Here is a 16,285-nt window from a genome sequence, read left to right as displayed (position 1 = left end):
GCTGGCTCCTTGATTACTCGTTAAGCGCGGCCGCGGTTTCGACCAGACCCGCCAGGTTGAAACGCTCGGGCAATTTACCAGCAACCGCAAGCTCTACCCGTTCAGCGACGGCGTCCAGCGTTACCTTCTCCAGCACTTCGCCGGCAAAAGCCAACGTTAAAAGCCCGCGCGCAGCCGCTTCGTCGATGCCTCGCGTACGCAGAGCGTAGATCGCTTCTTCGTCAAGCTGGCCGGTCGTGGTGCCGTGGGAGCATTTGACGTCATCGGCGTAGATTTCAAGCTCGGGCTTGGCGTCGATATGAGCGCGATCCGACAACAGCAGGTTCTGGTTGCTCTGAAACCCCTCGATCTTCTGGCTGTCGCGTTTGACGTATACGCGGCCATTGAACACGCCGTGGGCGCGATCATCCAGAATGCCCTTGTAGTTCTCGTTGGAAAACGTCAAGGGTGAGTTGTGATTCACCTTGGTGTGGTTATCCACGTGCTGGCGGCCCTGACCAAAGAACAGCCCGTACAGATTGGTCTCGGCACCCTGGCCGTTGAGATCAGAAATGATGTCGTTGCGCGCCAGCGCCCCACCCAGATTCAGGTTGTAGGAGGTATAGCGGCTGTCGCGATTCTGCTCGACGTGAACACTTGCGACGTGAAAATCGCCCAGCGGCGCTTCCTGAAGCTTGTAGTGGGTCAGGATGGCACCTCGGTCGAGCATCAACTCGGCCACGACGTTAGTGAAGTTGGTGGCGTTCGCCTCGCCCGCGTAGTGTTCGATGACGGTTGCCTCACTGCGCCCGCCCGCCTCTACCAGAATGCGCGGGTGGCTCATGACCGCCTCGCCCTCGCGGGAGAGAAACTGGAGCACGATCGGCTTTTCGACCACGGTGTTCGGGGCGATGCGAACCACCGCGCCCTCTTCCATGAAGGCGGTATTGAGCGCCGCAAACGCCGAGAAGTCGACGCTGGTCAAGCGGCCCAGAGGGCCGCCCACCGCTTCGTGATTCTCTTCAAGGGCCTTGGAGAGGGTGAGCACCTGTACGCCTTGTGGCAACGCGTCGACGTCGGACAGTGCGGTGGAGAAGACTCCATCGACAAAACAAAGCCGGTGCGCTTCGATAGGCAGCGTCAGCGTGGCCGCCTGAGCCTTCGAGAACTCGGCGTTATCGGCCAGGGCGAAGTTGCCCTGAGCGATGGCGCGTACATCGGTGTATTTCCACTCTTCATCGCGACGGGTGGGAAAGCCTACCGCCTCGAAGCGCGCGGCGCCCGCCTGGCGGCGTGCGGCCACCCAGCTCGGCTCGCCGCTGTAGTTGACGCTACGCGTTTTCAATGTATCCAAAAACGTTTGGGTGTCGCTCATGCCACAGACTCCTCGATACCTTCGTACCCGTTTGCCTCGAGCGCCTTGGCAAGCTCGGCGTCGCCGGTTTTCACGATACGGCCATCGACCAGCACGTGCACCTTGTCCGGCACGATATAGTCCAGAAGACGCTGATAGTGGGTGACCAGCAAGATGGCACGCTCCTGGGCGCGCAGGCTGTTCACGCCATCGGCGACGACCTTCATGGCGTCGATATCTAGCCCGGAGTCGATTTCGTCGAGCATGGCAAGCTTGGGCTGCAGCACGAGCATCTGGAGAATCTCGTTGCGCTTTTTCTCACCGCCGGAGAAACCTTCGTTGACCGCACGCTGCAGAAAGCTGGCGTCCATTTTCATGAAACCAAGCTTTTCCTTGATCAGCTTCATGAACTCGGGGGCGGGCATCTCACCTTCACCGCGAGCGGCGCGCTGGGCGTTGAGGGCGGATTTCAGCAGGTAGATATTCTTGACCCCCGGAATTTCCACCGGGTACTGGAAACCCAGCAGCAGCCCCGCCTGGGCGCGCTCCTCGATCTCCATTTCCAGCACGTCCTTGCCTTCGAACGTGATGCTGCCCTGGGTGACTTCGTAGCCGTCCTTGCCGGCAATCACGGCGGACAGCGTCGACTTGCCGGCACCGTTAGGGCCCATGATGGCGTGCACTTCACCTGCATTGATGGTCAGCGTCAGGCCCTTGAGAATTTCGTTGCCTTCCACAGTGACGTGTAGATCGTTAACTTCCAACATAATCATAGCCCTTCAAAATCTAGCGGGTCGCGATTGCGACGCTTAACAATACGTAAGGGAGCAGACGCTTAACCTACCGCGCCTTCCAGAGTCACGTTCAAGAGCGCTTCGGCCTCGACGGCGAACTCCATGGGAAGCTCCTGGAAAACGTCCTTACAGAAACCGTTGACGATCATGCTGACCGCATCCTCTTCCGAGATACCGCGGCTCTGGCAGTAGAACAGCTGGTCTTCGCCGATCTTCGAGGTGGTGGCCTCGTGCTCGATCTTGGCGGTGCTGTTGCCGATCTCCTGATATGGGAAGGTGTGCGCCCCACAGGTATCGCCGATCAGCAGCGAATCACACTGGGTAAAGTTACGCGCGCCCTTCGCTCGTGGGCCGATTTTTACCAGACCGCGATAGGACTGATCGCTACGCCCGGCGGAGATACCCTTGGCCACGATGTAGGAGCGCGTGCCCTCACCCACGTGAATCATCTTGGTGCCGGTGTCCGCCTGCTGACGCCCGTTGGTCACGGCCACGGAATAGAACTCGCCGATACTGTCCTTGCCGCGCAGCACGCAGGAGGGGTACTTCCAGGTGATCGCCGAGCCGGTTTCCACCTGGGTCCAGCTGATGCGCGAGCGCTCGCCGCGGCACTCGCCACGCTTGGTCACGAAGTTGTAGATACCGCCCTTGCCGTTCTCGTCGCCCGGGTACCAGTTCTGTACGGTGGAGTACTTGATGTAGGCGTCATCGAGGGCCACGAGCTCGACCACGGCGGCGTGGAGCTGGTTTTCGTCGCGCATCGGCGCGGTGCAGCCTTCAAGGTAGGAGACCTGGGCACGGCTTTCGCAGACGATCAGCGTGCGTTCGAACTGGCCGGTGTTGGCGGCGTTGATACGGAAGTAGGTCGAAAGCTCCATCGGGCAGGTCACGCCTTCCGGCACGAACACGAAAGACCCGTCGGTGAAGACCGCCGAATTCAGCGCGGCGAAGTAGTTGTCCGCCTTCGGCACCACGGTGCCCAGATACTGCTTCACAAGCTCTGGATAGTCGCGAATGGCTTCGGAAATCGAGCAGAAGATCACGCCCGCCTCGCCCAGCTGCTTCTTGAAGGTGGTGGCCACCGATACGGAATCGAAGACCGCATCTACCGCGACACCGGCCAAGGCGGCACGCTCGTGCAACGGAATGCCGAGCTTCTCGTAGGTTTCCAGAAGCTTGGGGTCGACCTCGTCAAGGCTCTGCGGCATGTCTTCCGGGCGTTTTGGCGCACTGAAGTAGGAGATCGCCTGATAATCGATCGGCGGATAGTCCAGATGCGCCCAAGAGGGCTCTTTCATCTTGAGCCACTGACGGTACGCATCCAGACGCCATTCCAGCATCCATTCCGGCTCGCCCTTTTTATTGGAAATAAAGGCGATGGTGTTCTCATCCAGGCCAGGTGGCAGCGTATCGCTCTCGATGTCGGTCACAAAGCCATCTTTGTATTCGCGACGAACCAACTGTTCCATTTCTTCGCTTGCCATGGTCGTACCCTCCAGGCAGTTGGGTGGCGAGCTTGCCCGCCGTCCATAAAATTAAGGCCTTTGCGAGTCTGCCTAGGCAGACACCGCCGACAGGCTGATCGTTTGAATAGGTAGCTGAACAGGCAGCTTGATCGGCGAGGTGTCCGCCAGGTGCGACAGCGTGACACTTTCCAAAAGCGTGCGCAGCGCAATCGATACACGCTGCCAGTTGTCCGACACCCCGCAGGTGGCGGCAAGCTCGCACTCGCCTTGTGCATGGCTGCACTCGGTCATCGCCACCGGCCCTTCGATCGCGGCGATGATATCGGCGGCGGTGATGTTCGAGGCAGGCCGGGCCAGCTGATAGCCCCCCTGGGCACCGCGCTGTGAGGTCAAAAGCCCTGCCTTGACCAGCATCTTCAGTGTCTTGCTGACAGTGGGATGGGGCAGCTTGACGGCATGGGCCAAATCGGCTGCCGCATGCGACATTTCGGGATGGCGGGCAATTTGCGCCATCACTACTGCTGCGTAATCTGTCAGCCGGGAAAGCTTGAGCATTGGGGCTCCCGTGGGTGTCGCCTTTAATTGAGTACCATTTTAGTCCTGTATGAAAATGATGTGAAGCCCTGCTTCCCATTCTTGCGAAAAAAGCGCTACTTCCTGCACGTTCGCCGCCATTGTCATCAAAAAAGGCAATCATTCTCATTTATAAATTCAATCAACCCACCCAAAGAAAAACCCGCACTCGGCGGGTTTCTTTCAGACTTTCATGATCAGGCTTTCTTGACGAACTGGGACTTCAACTTCATGGGGCCAATACCATCGACCTTGCAATCGATATCGTGATCGCCCTCTACAAGGCGGATGTTTTTCACCCTGGTGCCCACCTTGACCACCGACGAGCTGCCCTTGACCTTCAGATCCTTGATGACCGTTACGGTGTCGCCATCGACCAGGGGATTGCCGTTGGCATCGCGAATGACGTTTTCGGCCTCCTCGGTTACCTCGCTCTCTTTGGACCACTCGTTGCCGCACTCGGGGCAGACGAACTGTAGGCCGTCGTCGTAGGTAAAGGCGGAATGACAGGCGGGACAGCTGGGCAGATCGCTCATGATAGGCTCCATCGCGGACTAGAAAAGCGATGGAGCCTACACGGCTTGGGCGACTTGCACCAGCATTGAACGCTTAGCGCCGGTAGGTACCGACCAGTCGATTCATGCCCAGCAGGTGCGGCTCGACTTCCTTGAGAAGTTCTTGAATGGTCAGACCTTCGGGCAGCGATGTTTGATGATCAAGCGCCAGTACCCAGAAATAGTAAAGGTGCTTGCCGTGATTTTCCGGCGGCATCGGGCCAGCGTAGGCAGGCTTGTCGAAGTCGTTATTGCCAGCCGTGCCGACCGAGGCATTTTCGGGCAGTTCAGTCACATCGCCCGGCAGGTTGTACAAAAGCCAGTGAACGAAGCCGTAGCCGCCGTTCTTGACCAGCGGCGCATCCGGGTCGTGACAGACCACGGCGTACCCGCGGGTACCTTCTGGCGCACCCTGCCAGGCAAGCGGCGGCGATACATCATCGCCTTCACCGGTGTGCTGAGCAGGGATCGGTTGGTGGTCGGCAAACGCGGCACTGCTTACCTGTAGATTGGAGAGGGCAAACGCCATGGTCGGCTCCTTGGAGTTACTGTACTGGGTCGGGCGAACGAAAACGACGAAGGCCAGCGCCCTCGCCGGGCAAATGGTTAATATGGCTCTAACGTACCTGCGTGGCGCTGCTGCCACTGACGTGCCGTGGCAGCGTTCTCGCTATTGGTCTGCGGATTCAAGGCATCTGTCAGCTCGATAGCATCGCCCCCGGTTCTGGCCATCAACAGCGGGTCCTGCGTTGCAAGCTCCAGGGCGTAGAGGGCCAGCATCAGCTCGAACTCATCCCGGGTATCCAGGCGTGCCAGCAAAAGCGGTACGGCAGGCAGGCCGATCTCCCCCAACTGCTCGGCGGCCACATAGCGAACGCCGTCAGGGCCCGGGGCGACGAAGCGCTGGTCGGAAAGCCGGCTCACATAATAGGCGGCCTTCTCTTCGGGGCTGGTGCTCAATGGCGGCGTCCAATAGACATCCGTCATTCCATAACGGGGCAAGGCTGCCTGAGGGGCTGATTGCGCCGGCACCTGGGGAGCGCCTTGTGGCTGCGCCGGTGGCGCTGGTGGCGTTCGCCCCGCGCAGCCGGTGATGAGTAACGCCACTATGATCGCTCCCAGCACACCTGAGCGTTTTCCCTTATTCATTACGCTTCCCTATATCGTTTTCGCTCGGCGGTCGCATTAAAGCCTCCGCCTTTGATTTAACGGCATAGCCGGCTACTCCGACCAGCGCCCCTGGCGCTTCAGGCGCTTTTCCACCCAATGGTCGTAATAGCGGCGAAGCCCCTGCTTGATGCCGGGCAAGCCGATAATATACGCCCCCGGCAAGAGCCAGGGAATACGTTTCATGAGCAGCCGGTAGGCATCGATACCTTCGATGATGCGACCGTCCTCGAGCTCGATATGCAGTGAGCGCAGCGCAGTCTCGCGTTCGATTCCCCGCTCGCGCAATGTCTGCTGGTACTCGGTGACATCGCACCAGGCGATATCGCGGCTACGCTTACCCGACCAGCGCTCGAACCGGCGACGGTCCTCGCGACAGCTTGGGCAAAGACCATCGTAATAGACGTTGATTAAACCACGATCCGACATATAGTCTCTCTTCAGTAACTGCCCCTTAGTGTGGCACGTCCCCCGACACACGCAACGTTCAAAGGTCTGCCTCAAGGTCCACTTCAATGAAGCGTTTACTGATTGTCGCCCACTCGCCCTCACCCAATACACAAGCTCTGCGCGACGCTGTCGTCGAAGGCGTCCAGCATTCCGACATCGAGGCAGTGGAATGCGTGGTGAAATCACCCTTCGACGCCAGCGCCGACGACGTCGACACCTGCGACGCCATCGTCCTGGGAACACCGGAAAACCTGGGCTACATGAGCGGTGCCTTGAAGGATTTTTTCGACCGCTGCTACTACGCCGTGAGCGAAGACAAACGAGGCCTCCCTTGCGCGCTCTATGTACGTGCCGGCCTTGATGGTACGGGCACGCGTCGCGGCGTCGAAAGCATCTGCAAGGGGCTTGGCTGGCGCTTTGCGCAAGAGCCGCTCGTACTGAAGGGCGAATGGCAGGAAGCATTCAAGGAGCAGGCCCGGGAGCTTGGGCTCTATATGGCGGCGGGACTCGATAACGGGCTTTTCTGATACGCAAAAAAACGGCGCCCCGAGGGGCGCCGTTTTGACTGCCTGGCAGCTTACTTCAAACGCTCGAAGACCGTCGCCACGCCCTGCCCCATGCCAATGCACATGGTGGCAAGACCCAGCGTCGTATCTTGCTGGCGCATCACGTTCAAGAGCGTAGTACAGATACGCGAGCCCGAGCAGCCCAGCGGGTGGCCAAGTGCGATGGCCCCGCCGTGCAGGTTGACCTTCTTGTCCAGGTCGTCCAGAAAGCCCAGGTCCTTCAGCACCGGAATCCCCTGAGCGGCAAACGCCTCGTTGAGCTCCACGGTCTCGATGTCGCTTGACGACAGACCCGCGGCCTTGAGCGCCTTCTTGGACGCCGGTACCGGACCGTAGCCCATGATGGACGCATCGCACCCTGCCACCCCGGTGGACAGCACCCGGGCGATCGGCTCGAGGCCCAGGGCTTGCGCACGCTCGTAGCTCATCACCGCCATGGCCGAGGCGCCCACCGACAGTGCCGAGGAGGTACCCGCGGTGACGGTGCCGTTACGCGGATCAAACACCGGCTTCAGCCCCGCCATGGACTCCATGCTCGCATCAGCGCGTACCACCTCGTCGTACTTCACGTTGACCCTAAAGCCCTGGCTGTCGTGGCCTTCGACACCGACGATCTCGTTGTCGAAATAGCCCTGCTCGTTGGCGGCCTGGGCACGCTGGTGAGAGCGTACGCCGAACCTGTCCTGCTCTTCCCGTGTGACGCCGTGCATCTTGCCCAGAAGCTCGGCGGTCAGGCCCATCATCATGGCGGCCTTGGCAGCGTACTTGCTCGCCGCCGGGTTCACGTCCACCCCATGAGCCATGGGCACGTGCTCCATGTGCTCGACGCCGCCGATGATGTACATGTCGCCCATGTTGGCCTTGATGTTGGCCGCGGCGATATGCAGCGCCGTCATGGAGGAGCCGCACAACCGGTTGACGGTCTGCGCCGGTACGGTGCGCGGAATGCCGGTCATGATGGCCGCATTACGGGCGATGTTCATGGACTGCTCGAGGGTCTGGTTGACACAGCCCCAGATCACATCGTCCACCTCGGACGGGTCCATATTGGGGTTCCGTTCGAACAGCGCCTGCATCACCGCCGCCGATAGATTCTCGGCACGAACGTTACGAAAAGCGCCGTTCTTGGCTTTGGCCATGGCAGTACGAACACCGTCGACCACCACGATATCTCTCGGATTCAAACTCATCTTGTTACTCCTGTACGCGGTGACTTAGGCCTTGTCCTGATAAAAGCGCGCGTTTTGCTGCGCCATCTGCTTGAGCTTTTCGGTCGGCGCGTAGAGCGGGCCAAGCTCGGCGGCCAACTCTTCGGCCTGGGCGACGAACTTGTCCACGCCCATGGCGTCGATATAGCGAAGCGCTCCACCCCGGAAGGGGGGGAAGCCGATACCGTAAATCAGCGCCATATCTGCCTCGGCGGGCGTATCGACGATGCCGTCTTCCAGGCAGCGCACGGTCTCAAGACACAAAGGGGTCATCATGCGGGCGATGATATCGTCATCGGAGAACTCTTTTTGCTCTTTGGTCACGTCCTTGATCAAGGCGTAGGCCTGATCATCGCTGACTTTCTTGGGCTTGCCCTTCTTGTCTTCTTCATAGGCGTAGAAGCCCTTGGCATTCTTCTGACCCAGACGGTCGTTTTCATACATTGCCTGAATCGCGGTCTTGCCCTCGCGGGCCATACGGTCCGGGAAGCCTTCTGCCATTACCTCGTTGGCGTGAACTGCGGTGTCCATGCCGACCACGTCGAGCAGGTACGCAGGTCCCATGGGCCAGCCGAACTTCTCCATCACCTTGTCGACGTGCTGGAAATCGGCGCCCTGCTCGACCAGAAAGCTGAAGCCGCCGAAATAGGGAAAGAGCACCCGGTTGACTAGAAAGCCGGGGCAATCGTTGACCACGATCGGCGTCTTGCCCATGGCCCGGGCGTAGGCAACGGTGGCCGCCACGGCTTCGTCAGACGTCTTCTCGCCGCGGATGACTTCGACCAGCGGCATGCGGTGCACCGGATTGAAAAAGTGCATGCCGCAGAAGTTTTCCGGACGCTGCAGATTCTGCGCCAGACGATTGATGGAGATCGTCGAGGTATTGGAGGTGAGAATGGTGTTCTCGCTCACGTTCTTTTCGACCTCGGCGAGCACGCCTTCTTTTACCTTGGGGTTCTCGACTACCGCCTCGACCACAAGATCGACATTCTCGAAATCGCCGTAGGAAAGCGTCGGGCGAATATTGGTAAGCTTTTCAGCCATCTGCTCGTTGGTAAGCTTTTTACGCTCGACCTGCTTGCCAAAAAGCTTGCGCGCCTCTTTCAGGCCAAGCTCGATGGCCTCAGGCTTGATGTCCTTCATGATGATGGGCGTGCCCTTGGAGGCGCTCTGGTAAGCGATACCCCCGCCCATGATGCCGGCACCCAGTACAGCGGTCTGCTTGACCGGCTGCGCCTTTTTCTCGTACTGGCCGGCCTTCTTCTTCACGACCTGGTCGTTCAAGAAGAGTCCGACCAGGTTATAGGCGACGCTGCTCATGGCGAGCTTGGCGAAAGCCTTGGCCTCGATGGCCTGGGCACGGCCACGCTCTTCACCGGCACCTTTTTGAATCACCTTGATGGCTTCGATGGGCGCGGGATAGTGCGGGCCCGCCTTGCCAGCCACGAACCCCTTGGCAGTCTCGAAGGCCATCATCTGCTCGATGGCGTTGAGCTGCAAAGGGCCTTTCTTCTCGTCGCGGCGCGACTGGTAGTCGAGCTCGCCGGTGTTGGCGCGGTCAAGCATGTCAAGCGCGGCGGTTTGCAGCTGCTCGTGGGCGACCACGGCGTCCACCGCTCCCACTTTAAGCGCGGCGTCGGGGCGGTTCTCGGTGCCCCCGGCAATCCATTCGATGGCATTATCGGCGCCAATGATGCGCGGCAGACGCACGCAGCCACCCCAACCCGGCAAGATGCCCAGCTTGGTCTCGGGCAGACCCATCTTGCCCTTCTCGCTCATGACACGAAAATCGCAGGCCAGGAGCACTTCGCACCCGCCGCCCAGCGCCAGACCGTTAAGGGCCGCCACGGTGGGAAACGGCAGATCCTCGATGGCATTGAAGATATCGTGAACCTTCAGGTTCATCTCGACGAGGTAATCTTCCCCCTTGTCGAACAGCGAATGAAACTCGGTGATGTCCGCCCCGACGATGAAGACATCCTTGCCACTGCCGATCACCAGGCCTTTCAAGCCGCTTTCGGAACCCAGGGCGCTGACCGCCTCACCCAACTCCTTTATGACGGCGCTTGAAAGCTTGTTGATGGACTCATCTTTCAGATCGAAAGTGAGCAGTGCGATGCTGTTGCCACCTTGGGTGTCACGACGCTCCACCGTGATGGCGTTGCCTTGATAGATCATCCGCGCTCTCTCCACAGGTTCAGGCGGGCAACCCGCAATGGGCCTGCCGCGCATTTCATACGGTCGTTTGATCGACCAAGCTTGGTTGAGTTGCAAAGCAACGTCAAGCCTTGAAACGGTGCATATCAGGCTCTGACTCGCTCGGTCATTCAACGTTCAGGCGGCGAGGCCTTATCGCATAAGGCCTAAAGCGCCTCTATCGACTTTCGTTGCAAACCCTAGGATTATAGGGGTTTGAACGATGAGTTTACCTCTATGGGCGCTTTTTTGACTCCAACGCGCGTGGCCTCGTTTCAGGCGCGCGCCGAACGCATCGTGACCCGGCTCAAGCCCTGGAGCTTTCTCTGGCCACCAATCGCCTTTGCGGCAGGGGTGGGCAGCTTTTTCCTGGTGGACCGCCAACAGTGGCTGGGGGCTGCCCTGGCGTTCGGGCTCTTGTTCGCCTGGGCGCTGATGCTGTCGGAAAGCCTCATTTCGCGACTTCTCAGAAAGCGCGGGCATGCGGGGCTTCCGCGGGCGATCACGACGTTTATCGCCCAGATGATCCACCAGGAAACGCTTTTCTTCACCCTGCCGTTCATTCTGATTACCACGGTATGGAACAGCGGCCAACTGGTGTTTGCGCTCCTGGTCGTCGCGATGGCGATTCTTTCGATTATCGACCCGCTCTACTACAAGCTGGCCGGGCGCTCGCGAAGCCTCTATTTTCTTTTCCATGCCCAGTGCGCATTTCTGGTGATGCTGGTCATCTTGCCGATCATGCTGCATTTGACCACCGGTCAGAGCCTGCTGCTCGCCCTTGGGTTGACCGCACTGCTTGCCCTGCCGAGTTTCTGGCACCTGGTCAAACGACGCTCGTTGCTGCGCTGGTGCATGTTCTTGTCACTTCTGCTGACCATCGCGCTTGCCGGCTGGCTTGGCCGGGCCTGGGTGCCGCCGGCCACGCTGTGGATGACCAGCAGTGCGCTTTCCCCCGCCTTTGACACTCAAGACCGCACGCCTCGGGGAGAGCTCACTCTCACGCCGCAGGCCTTGAGCAACAGTGGCATCTACGCCTACACCGCCATTCGGGCACCCCGGGGCTTGAGCGAAACCATTTATCATGTCTGGCATCACAACGGGCAGGAAATGGATGCCGTGGAGCTCACCATCAGCGGGGGTCGCGAACAGGGATATCGTGCCTGGAGCCACAAGCAGAACTTCCCCGCAGAGCCCGCCGGCGACTGGCGAATCGACATCATGACTGCCGGCGGCCAGCGCCTTGGACTCATGCGCTTTACCGTGGCCGAGGATGTTCGCAATGCCACCGTCGCAGATGGGCAGATACGGGCAAGCGGATTAAGCCGTTTGAATTTAGGGCGTTTTATCCCCGGACGTAACGAAAGCGCTGAAAGCGAGGCCTTGCAGGCCAAGCCATGAGCTTGCATTCAGCGCTACAGGTTATGACAATTCGCTTATCACACTTACGGGCAGTTACCTTATGGCTTCATCAATTGGTTTTCGAATTGCGCGTTTACCGCACTTGTGGCGCTCCATTCTGGACCGAAGACTGGCCCCTCTCGGGTTGACGCAGACACGTTGGGTCACGCTTTATCATCTTTGGCGCCTGGGTGAGGGTCACCCCCAGTGCGATCTGGCCAAGGCCATCGGTGTGGAGGCTCCTTCACTTGTACGTACGCTGGGCCAGCTGGAATCTCAAGGCCTGATCGAGCGGCGCGCCTGCGATAACGACCGGCGCAGCAAACGGATCTATCTGACACCCGAGGCCATGCCGCTACTCGAGAAGATCGATAATGTGGCCAAGCAGGCGCGCAAGGAGATGTTTGAAGGACTGAGTAACGAGGAGATCGACAGACTCAACGAGTGGCTTGCGCTCATCGAGGCCAATGGGCTTGCCATTCAGGCCCGGGACCAGGAAGCCCCGAGCGCTTGAGCGCTAGCGACTGGAAAGCGACAGGTGATCTGCGTTACCGCCTAACGTTTGGTTGAGCACTCTGAACTCACTCAGATAGATTTCAAAGCGTTCGGCGTCCTGGGACTCCCACCACCAGAGCGTGAGCGCCTGCGCGTTGGACTCGATCACCAGCGCATCCTGAGGCAGACGCTCCAGGAGCGCTTTCAACGTGGCCTGGGCCTTTTCAGGCAAGGGCCGAAGCGGCGCGATGCGCCAGCGCCAGCCGGCGTGAAACGCCTCGAGCACATCGCTTGCGTGGTTTTCCCTGAGCAGTACGAAATCCGGCCCCGGCGCATTCTGCGCGTAGGGCCAGCGGTAGCCAGGCATGCTGGTTTTAAAGTTATGCAGCGGGGGGGCGGCAATCTTGATGCCCACCCCCTCTTTTCTTGCAAAAGCCCTCAAGTTAACTTGACGTTTCTGCTGCGGGCTGGGTTTTAGCCACATGACCGGCGCGGCGACGAACATCGCGATACCAATGACAATCAACCATTCCATCTTGAAACTCCCAGGCAGGCGCTGGCCATCCGCCACTTGAAAAAACCATGATCCAAGTCGTTGTTAAGCTTGGGCACAGCGCTTAAAGTAAATATTACCCAACAAAGGTGCTCTTTGTTGTTCATTGCGAAGGAGAGGGGCCATGAGCTACCACCACATCCTGGTTGCAGTTGACCTGACCAAAGATTCTCAAAAGGTGCTCGAGCGCGCGATCGCCGTGTCAGAGCGTAACGAACACGCCAGAATTTCGATCATGCACACGCTGGAGCCGTTGGGCTTTGCCTACGGCGGCGATATTCCCATGGATCTCACCAGCATTCAGGATCAACTGGACGATCACGCAAAAAAACGCCTGTCTGAAATCGCCTCCCCTCACGTAAAGCCGGAAGACCAGCATGTGGTGGTGGGTATGCCCGATACGGAAATCCACCGGTTTGCCAATGATCACAGCGTGGATCTGATTGTCGTGGGCTCTCATGGCCGTCACGGCTTTGCCCTGCTTCTGGGCTCTACCTCCACGGGGGTACTGCACGGCGCGCCTTGCGACGTGCTGGCAGTACGCGTTGGCCATAAAGGCGAGCAAAGCGACGAGTAAGGAAGGCTTGAGGCGCCCTTTCGGGCGCCTTCGTCTCGACGGCCAGAGGCTTACTCGTTGGCCATGGCCTCAAGCTCCATCCAGCGTTCCATGGCCACTTCCAGGCGCTGCTGAACCCCTTCGAGCTCGGCGAGTTTGGCACTCACCTCGGTTGCGGGCTTTTGATAGAAGCTCGGCTCGCCCACCACTTGCTCCAGAGTGGCCACTTCAGCTTCCAGGGTCTCGATCTCACCGGGCAGGGTATCCAGCTCGCGCTGCAGCTTGTACGACAGTTTGGCCTGCTTTTTGGCCGGCTCGACCCGGGGTTTTTCGTCGCTTTTCGAAGACACCTGTCCGGTGGGCTCGGTGTTCTGGCGCGCCGCGCCTTCCCAGGGCGCAGGGGGCAGCGTACCGCCCTGGCGAATCCAGTCGGTGTAACCGCCCACGTATTCGCGCACCACGCCGTCGCCTTCAAAGGCCAGCATGCTGGTGACGACGTTATCCATGAAGGTTCGGTCGTGGGAGACCAGCAAGAGCGTGCCGTCGAAATCGAGCAGCAACTCTTCCAGAAGCTCCAGGGTTTCCATGTCCAGGTCGTTGGTCGGCTCATCGAGCACCAGTACGTTGGCGGGCTGGGTGAAGAGCTTGGCCAGCAGCAGACGGTTCGACTCACCACCCGACAGTGCCTTCACCGGCTGACGCACGCGCTCCGGGGTAAACAGAAAATCCTGCAGATAGCTCATGACATGGCGGTCGCGCCCGCCAATGCTTACCCGGTCGCTGCCCTGGGCCACGTTGTCATAGACGGTTTTTTCAAGCTCGAGGCCGGCGCGCAACTGGTCGAAATAGGCCACCTTGAGATTGGTACCCAGTTGAACGCTGCCTTCGGTGGGCTCGAGCTCGCCCAGCAGAATCTTGAGCAGCGTGGTCTTGCCGGCGCCGTTGCGACCCAAAAAGCCGATGCGATCTCCACGTACTACTTCCAGGTTTACATCGCGCAGGATCACTTCATCGCCAAAGCGTTGGGTCACGCCCTTGAGCTCGACCACCCGCTTGCCGGTACGCTCGCCACGATCCACGGTCAGGTTGGCCGTGCCCTGACGTTCGCGACGCTGGCTCCGCTCGTTACGCATGGCCTCGAGCGCCCGCACGCGGCCTTCATTGCGGGTACGCCGCGCCTTGACGCCCTGACGTATCCAGGCCTCTTCCTGGGCAAGCTTCTTGTCGAACTCGGCGTTCTCGCGGGCCTCGACTTCCAGCTCGTGCTGCTTGCGCGCCTGGTACTCCTCGTACTTGCCGGGGTAGCGGCCCAGCTGACCACGATCCAGCTCCAGAATATGGGTGGCAAGCTTGGAGAGAAACGCCCGGTCGTGGGTAATCAACAGCACCGCGCCGTTGAACGCCAGAAGCTGCTCCTCGAGCCAGGCAATGGTGTCCAGGTCCAGATGGTTGGTGGGCTCATCGAGCAGCAGCAGGTCCGGTTCGGACACCAGCGCGCGGGCCAGCGCCACCCGGCGACGCCAGCCACCGGAGAGCGAGTTCATCTCGGCGGCGGGCGGCAGGCCCAGGCGGGTCAGCACCGTGTCGATACGCTGATGAAACGACCAGCCGTCAATGGCTTCCAGGCGTGTCTGCAGCGTCGCCATGCGGTCCATGTCCGGGTCGGGATCGTTGATCAGGTGATCGTATTCGGATAGAAGCTCACCCGCTTCCGGCAACCCCTGGGCCACCATGTCGAAGATGGTCATGCCCGATGACTCGGGGAGTTCCTGGGCCAGCACGCCGATTTTCAGGCCTGGCGCGCGCCAGACCGTGCCGTCGTCGGGCAGAATATCGCCGGCCACCAGCTTCAGCAGCGTGGACTTGCCGGTGCCGTTGCGCCCGACCAGCGCCAGCCGCTCGCCTTTTTCAACCGTCAGGTCGGCGCGATTGAGCAATACATGGGTGCCGTAGGCGAGTTGCAGCTGTTCGAGTCGTAGCAGGGTCACGCGGTGTCCTCCTTAATCGTGAGGCGCACAGTGTAACGCATGCGGGCCTTTTCATGGGCAGTGTTACGCATTAGTCGAACGCCTTGATGAGGGGTACAATAACCGTAAATGACCGATGAAAAGTGAGCATAGATTGGCGACAGACGAGTTTTTACCCGACGCGCTTCAGTTTCGCCCTCGCGAGGCGTTGGTGGATATTGGCGCCAACCTCACCCACGAAAGCTTCGAGCGCGACCTGGAAGCGGTAATTGCCCGTGCGCGAGCCGCCAACGTGACGACCATGATCGTCACCGGCACTGATGTGGCCCACGCCGAGCAGGCGATGGCCATGGCCGAGCGCTTTCCGGGGCTTTACGCCACCGCCGGCGTCCACCCCCATGACGCCAGCCGCTGGAATCAGGATATTGCCCGGCAGATGGCAACGCTGCATAAAGCACCCGCCGTGGTGGCGGTTGGCGAATGCGGTCTCGACTTCAACCGCAACGTCTCCACGCCCATGGCTCAGGAAAAAGCCTTCGAGGCCCAGCTCGGGCTCGCCGCCGAGAGCGGGTTGCCACTTTTCCTGCACGAGCGGGATGCCGGCCCGCGCATGCGCGAGATTCTGAAAGCGTGGCGTGACGATATCAGCCAGGCGGTCATTCACTGCTTCACCGGCGATGCCGCCACGCTTTACGGTTATCTGGATCTGGACCTGCATATCGGCCTGACCGGCTGGATCTGCGACGAGCGCCGGGGTCATCATCTACAGCCACTGGTGAAGGACATTCCACTCAACCGGCTGATGGTCGAGACCGACTGCCCGTATCTGCTGCCGCGCAACCTGCCGGCCAAGCTTAAAGGCCGCCGCCACGAGCCGGCGCTTCTGCCCTGGATCGTCACGGAGATAGCCAGATGGCACGGCGTCAGCGATGACACTCTGGGGCTTGAAACCACCCGCACCGCGCAGCGTTTTTTCCAACTCGATAACGCCTTGAAGGAGGCTTGA

The 16,285-nt window shown here is 60.0% G+C and carries 17 protein-coding genes; 5 read left to right on the top strand and 12 right to left on the bottom strand.

The features are described from left to right. Positions 1–13: 13 nt before the first annotated feature. The 8 genes from sufD to ACWF8S_RS06050 form a co-directional block, all read right to left on the bottom strand. Positions 14–1,354, bottom strand: coding sequence for a Fe-S cluster assembly protein SufD (gene sufD / locus ACWF8S_RS06085; RefSeq protein ID WP_447555943.1), 1,341 nt, complete (start codon positions 1,352–1,354; stop codon positions 14–16). Beyond that, positions 1,351–2,100, bottom strand: a complete 750-nt coding sequence (gene sufC, locus ACWF8S_RS06080) for a Fe-S cluster assembly ATPase SufC (RefSeq protein ID WP_447528351.1) — start codon at positions 2,098–2,100, stop codon at positions 1,351–1,353. The genes sufD and sufC overlap by 4 nt, the downstream gene beginning before the upstream one ends. 68 nt (positions 2,101–2,168) lie before the next feature. After that, complete coding sequence (sufB, locus tag ACWF8S_RS06075; protein WP_447555942.1) at positions 2,169–3,611, bottom strand: Fe-S cluster assembly protein SufB; 1,443 nt, start codon at positions 3,609–3,611, stop codon at positions 2,169–2,171. Positions 3,612–3,683: 72 nt separating this feature from the next. After that, positions 3,684–4,148: an SUF system Fe-S cluster assembly regulator gene (locus tag ACWF8S_RS06070; protein WP_447555941.1), complete on the bottom strand. Its 465-nt coding sequence runs from the start codon at positions 4,146–4,148 to the stop codon at positions 3,684–3,686. A gap of 215 nt (positions 4,149–4,363) precedes the next feature. After that, positions 4,364–4,702, bottom strand: coding sequence for a zinc ribbon domain-containing protein YjdM (locus ACWF8S_RS06065; protein WP_447555940.1), 339 nt, complete (start codon positions 4,700–4,702; stop codon positions 4,364–4,366). Positions 4,703–4,775: 73 nt separating this feature from the next. Further along, complete coding sequence (locus tag ACWF8S_RS06060) at positions 4,776–5,249, bottom strand: YbhB/YbcL family Raf kinase inhibitor-like protein (protein WP_447555939.1); 474 nt, start codon at positions 5,247–5,249, stop codon at positions 4,776–4,778. A 77-nt stretch (positions 5,250–5,326) separates the two neighbouring features. Continuing rightward, positions 5,327–5,869, bottom strand: coding sequence for a hypothetical protein (locus ACWF8S_RS06055; protein ID WP_447555938.1), 543 nt, complete (start codon positions 5,867–5,869; stop codon positions 5,327–5,329). 72 nt (positions 5,870–5,941) lie between these two features. Then, positions 5,942–6,316, bottom strand: coding sequence for a thiol-disulfide oxidoreductase DCC family protein (locus ACWF8S_RS06050; protein WP_447555937.1), 375 nt, complete (start codon positions 6,314–6,316; stop codon positions 5,942–5,944). An 86-nt stretch (positions 6,317–6,402) separates the two neighbouring features. On the opposite strand from ACWF8S_RS06050, the gene ACWF8S_RS06045 reads away from it, so the two are divergent. Beyond that, complete coding sequence (locus ACWF8S_RS06045) at positions 6,403–6,864, top strand: flavodoxin family protein (RefSeq protein WP_447555936.1); 462 nt, start codon at positions 6,403–6,405, stop codon at positions 6,862–6,864. A 50-nt stretch (positions 6,865–6,914) separates the two neighbouring features. On the opposite strand, the gene fadA is transcribed toward ACWF8S_RS06045, so the two are convergent. Then, complete coding sequence (gene fadA, locus ACWF8S_RS06040) at positions 6,915–8,093, bottom strand: acetyl-CoA C-acyltransferase FadA (RefSeq protein ID WP_447555935.1); 1,179 nt, start codon at positions 8,091–8,093, stop codon at positions 6,915–6,917. Between the two features lie 24 nt (positions 8,094–8,117). Next, on the bottom strand, positions 8,118–10,289 hold the full coding sequence (gene fadB, locus ACWF8S_RS06035; RefSeq protein ID WP_447555934.1) for a fatty acid oxidation complex subunit alpha FadB: 2,172 nt from the start codon (positions 10,287–10,289) through the stop codon (positions 8,118–8,120). 255 nt (positions 10,290–10,544) lie between these two features. Here fadB and ACWF8S_RS06030 point away from each other — a divergent pair, with 255 nt between their 5' ends. Beyond that, complete coding sequence (locus ACWF8S_RS06030; protein ID WP_447555933.1) at positions 10,545–11,708, top strand: DUF5924 family protein; 1,164 nt, start codon at positions 10,545–10,547, stop codon at positions 11,706–11,708. Between the two features lie 61 nt (positions 11,709–11,769). After that, positions 11,770–12,222 carry a transcriptional regulator SlyA gene (gene slyA / locus ACWF8S_RS06025; RefSeq protein ID WP_447555932.1) on the top strand — a complete coding sequence of 151 codons (453 nt, stop codon included), beginning with the start codon at positions 11,770–11,772 and terminating at the stop codon, positions 12,220–12,222. A 3-nt stretch (positions 12,223–12,225) separates the two neighbouring features. Here the strand turns inward: slyA and ACWF8S_RS06020 are convergent, their stop codons facing one another. Then, positions 12,226–12,738 (bottom strand): preprotein translocase subunit YajC, encoded by a 513-nt coding sequence (locus ACWF8S_RS06020; protein ID WP_447555931.1) that lies wholly within the window; start codon positions 12,736–12,738, stop codon positions 12,226–12,228. A gap of 142 nt (positions 12,739–12,880) precedes the next feature. Between ACWF8S_RS06020 and ACWF8S_RS06015 the strand changes: the two genes are divergently transcribed. Beyond that, positions 12,881–13,333 (top strand): universal stress protein, encoded by a 453-nt coding sequence (locus tag ACWF8S_RS06015; protein WP_447555930.1) that lies wholly within the window; start codon positions 12,881–12,883, stop codon positions 13,331–13,333. Between the two features lie 50 nt (positions 13,334–13,383). On the opposite strand, the gene ACWF8S_RS06010 is transcribed toward ACWF8S_RS06015, so the two are convergent. After that, entirely contained in the window at positions 13,384–15,300 is a 1,917-nt protein-coding gene (locus tag ACWF8S_RS06010) for an ATP-binding cassette domain-containing protein (protein ID WP_447555929.1), read from the bottom strand. Between the two features lie 115 nt (positions 15,301–15,415). Between ACWF8S_RS06010 and ACWF8S_RS06005 the strand changes: the two genes are divergently transcribed. Further along, complete coding sequence (locus tag ACWF8S_RS06005; protein WP_447555928.1) at positions 15,416–16,285, top strand: TatD family hydrolase; 870 nt, start codon at positions 15,416–15,418, stop codon at positions 16,283–16,285.

It is taken from the genome of Vreelandella xerophytica, assembly GCF_968048975.1.
Note: the sequence above shows the minus strand (reverse complement) of the source record. Positions and strands in the feature narration are given on the sequence as shown.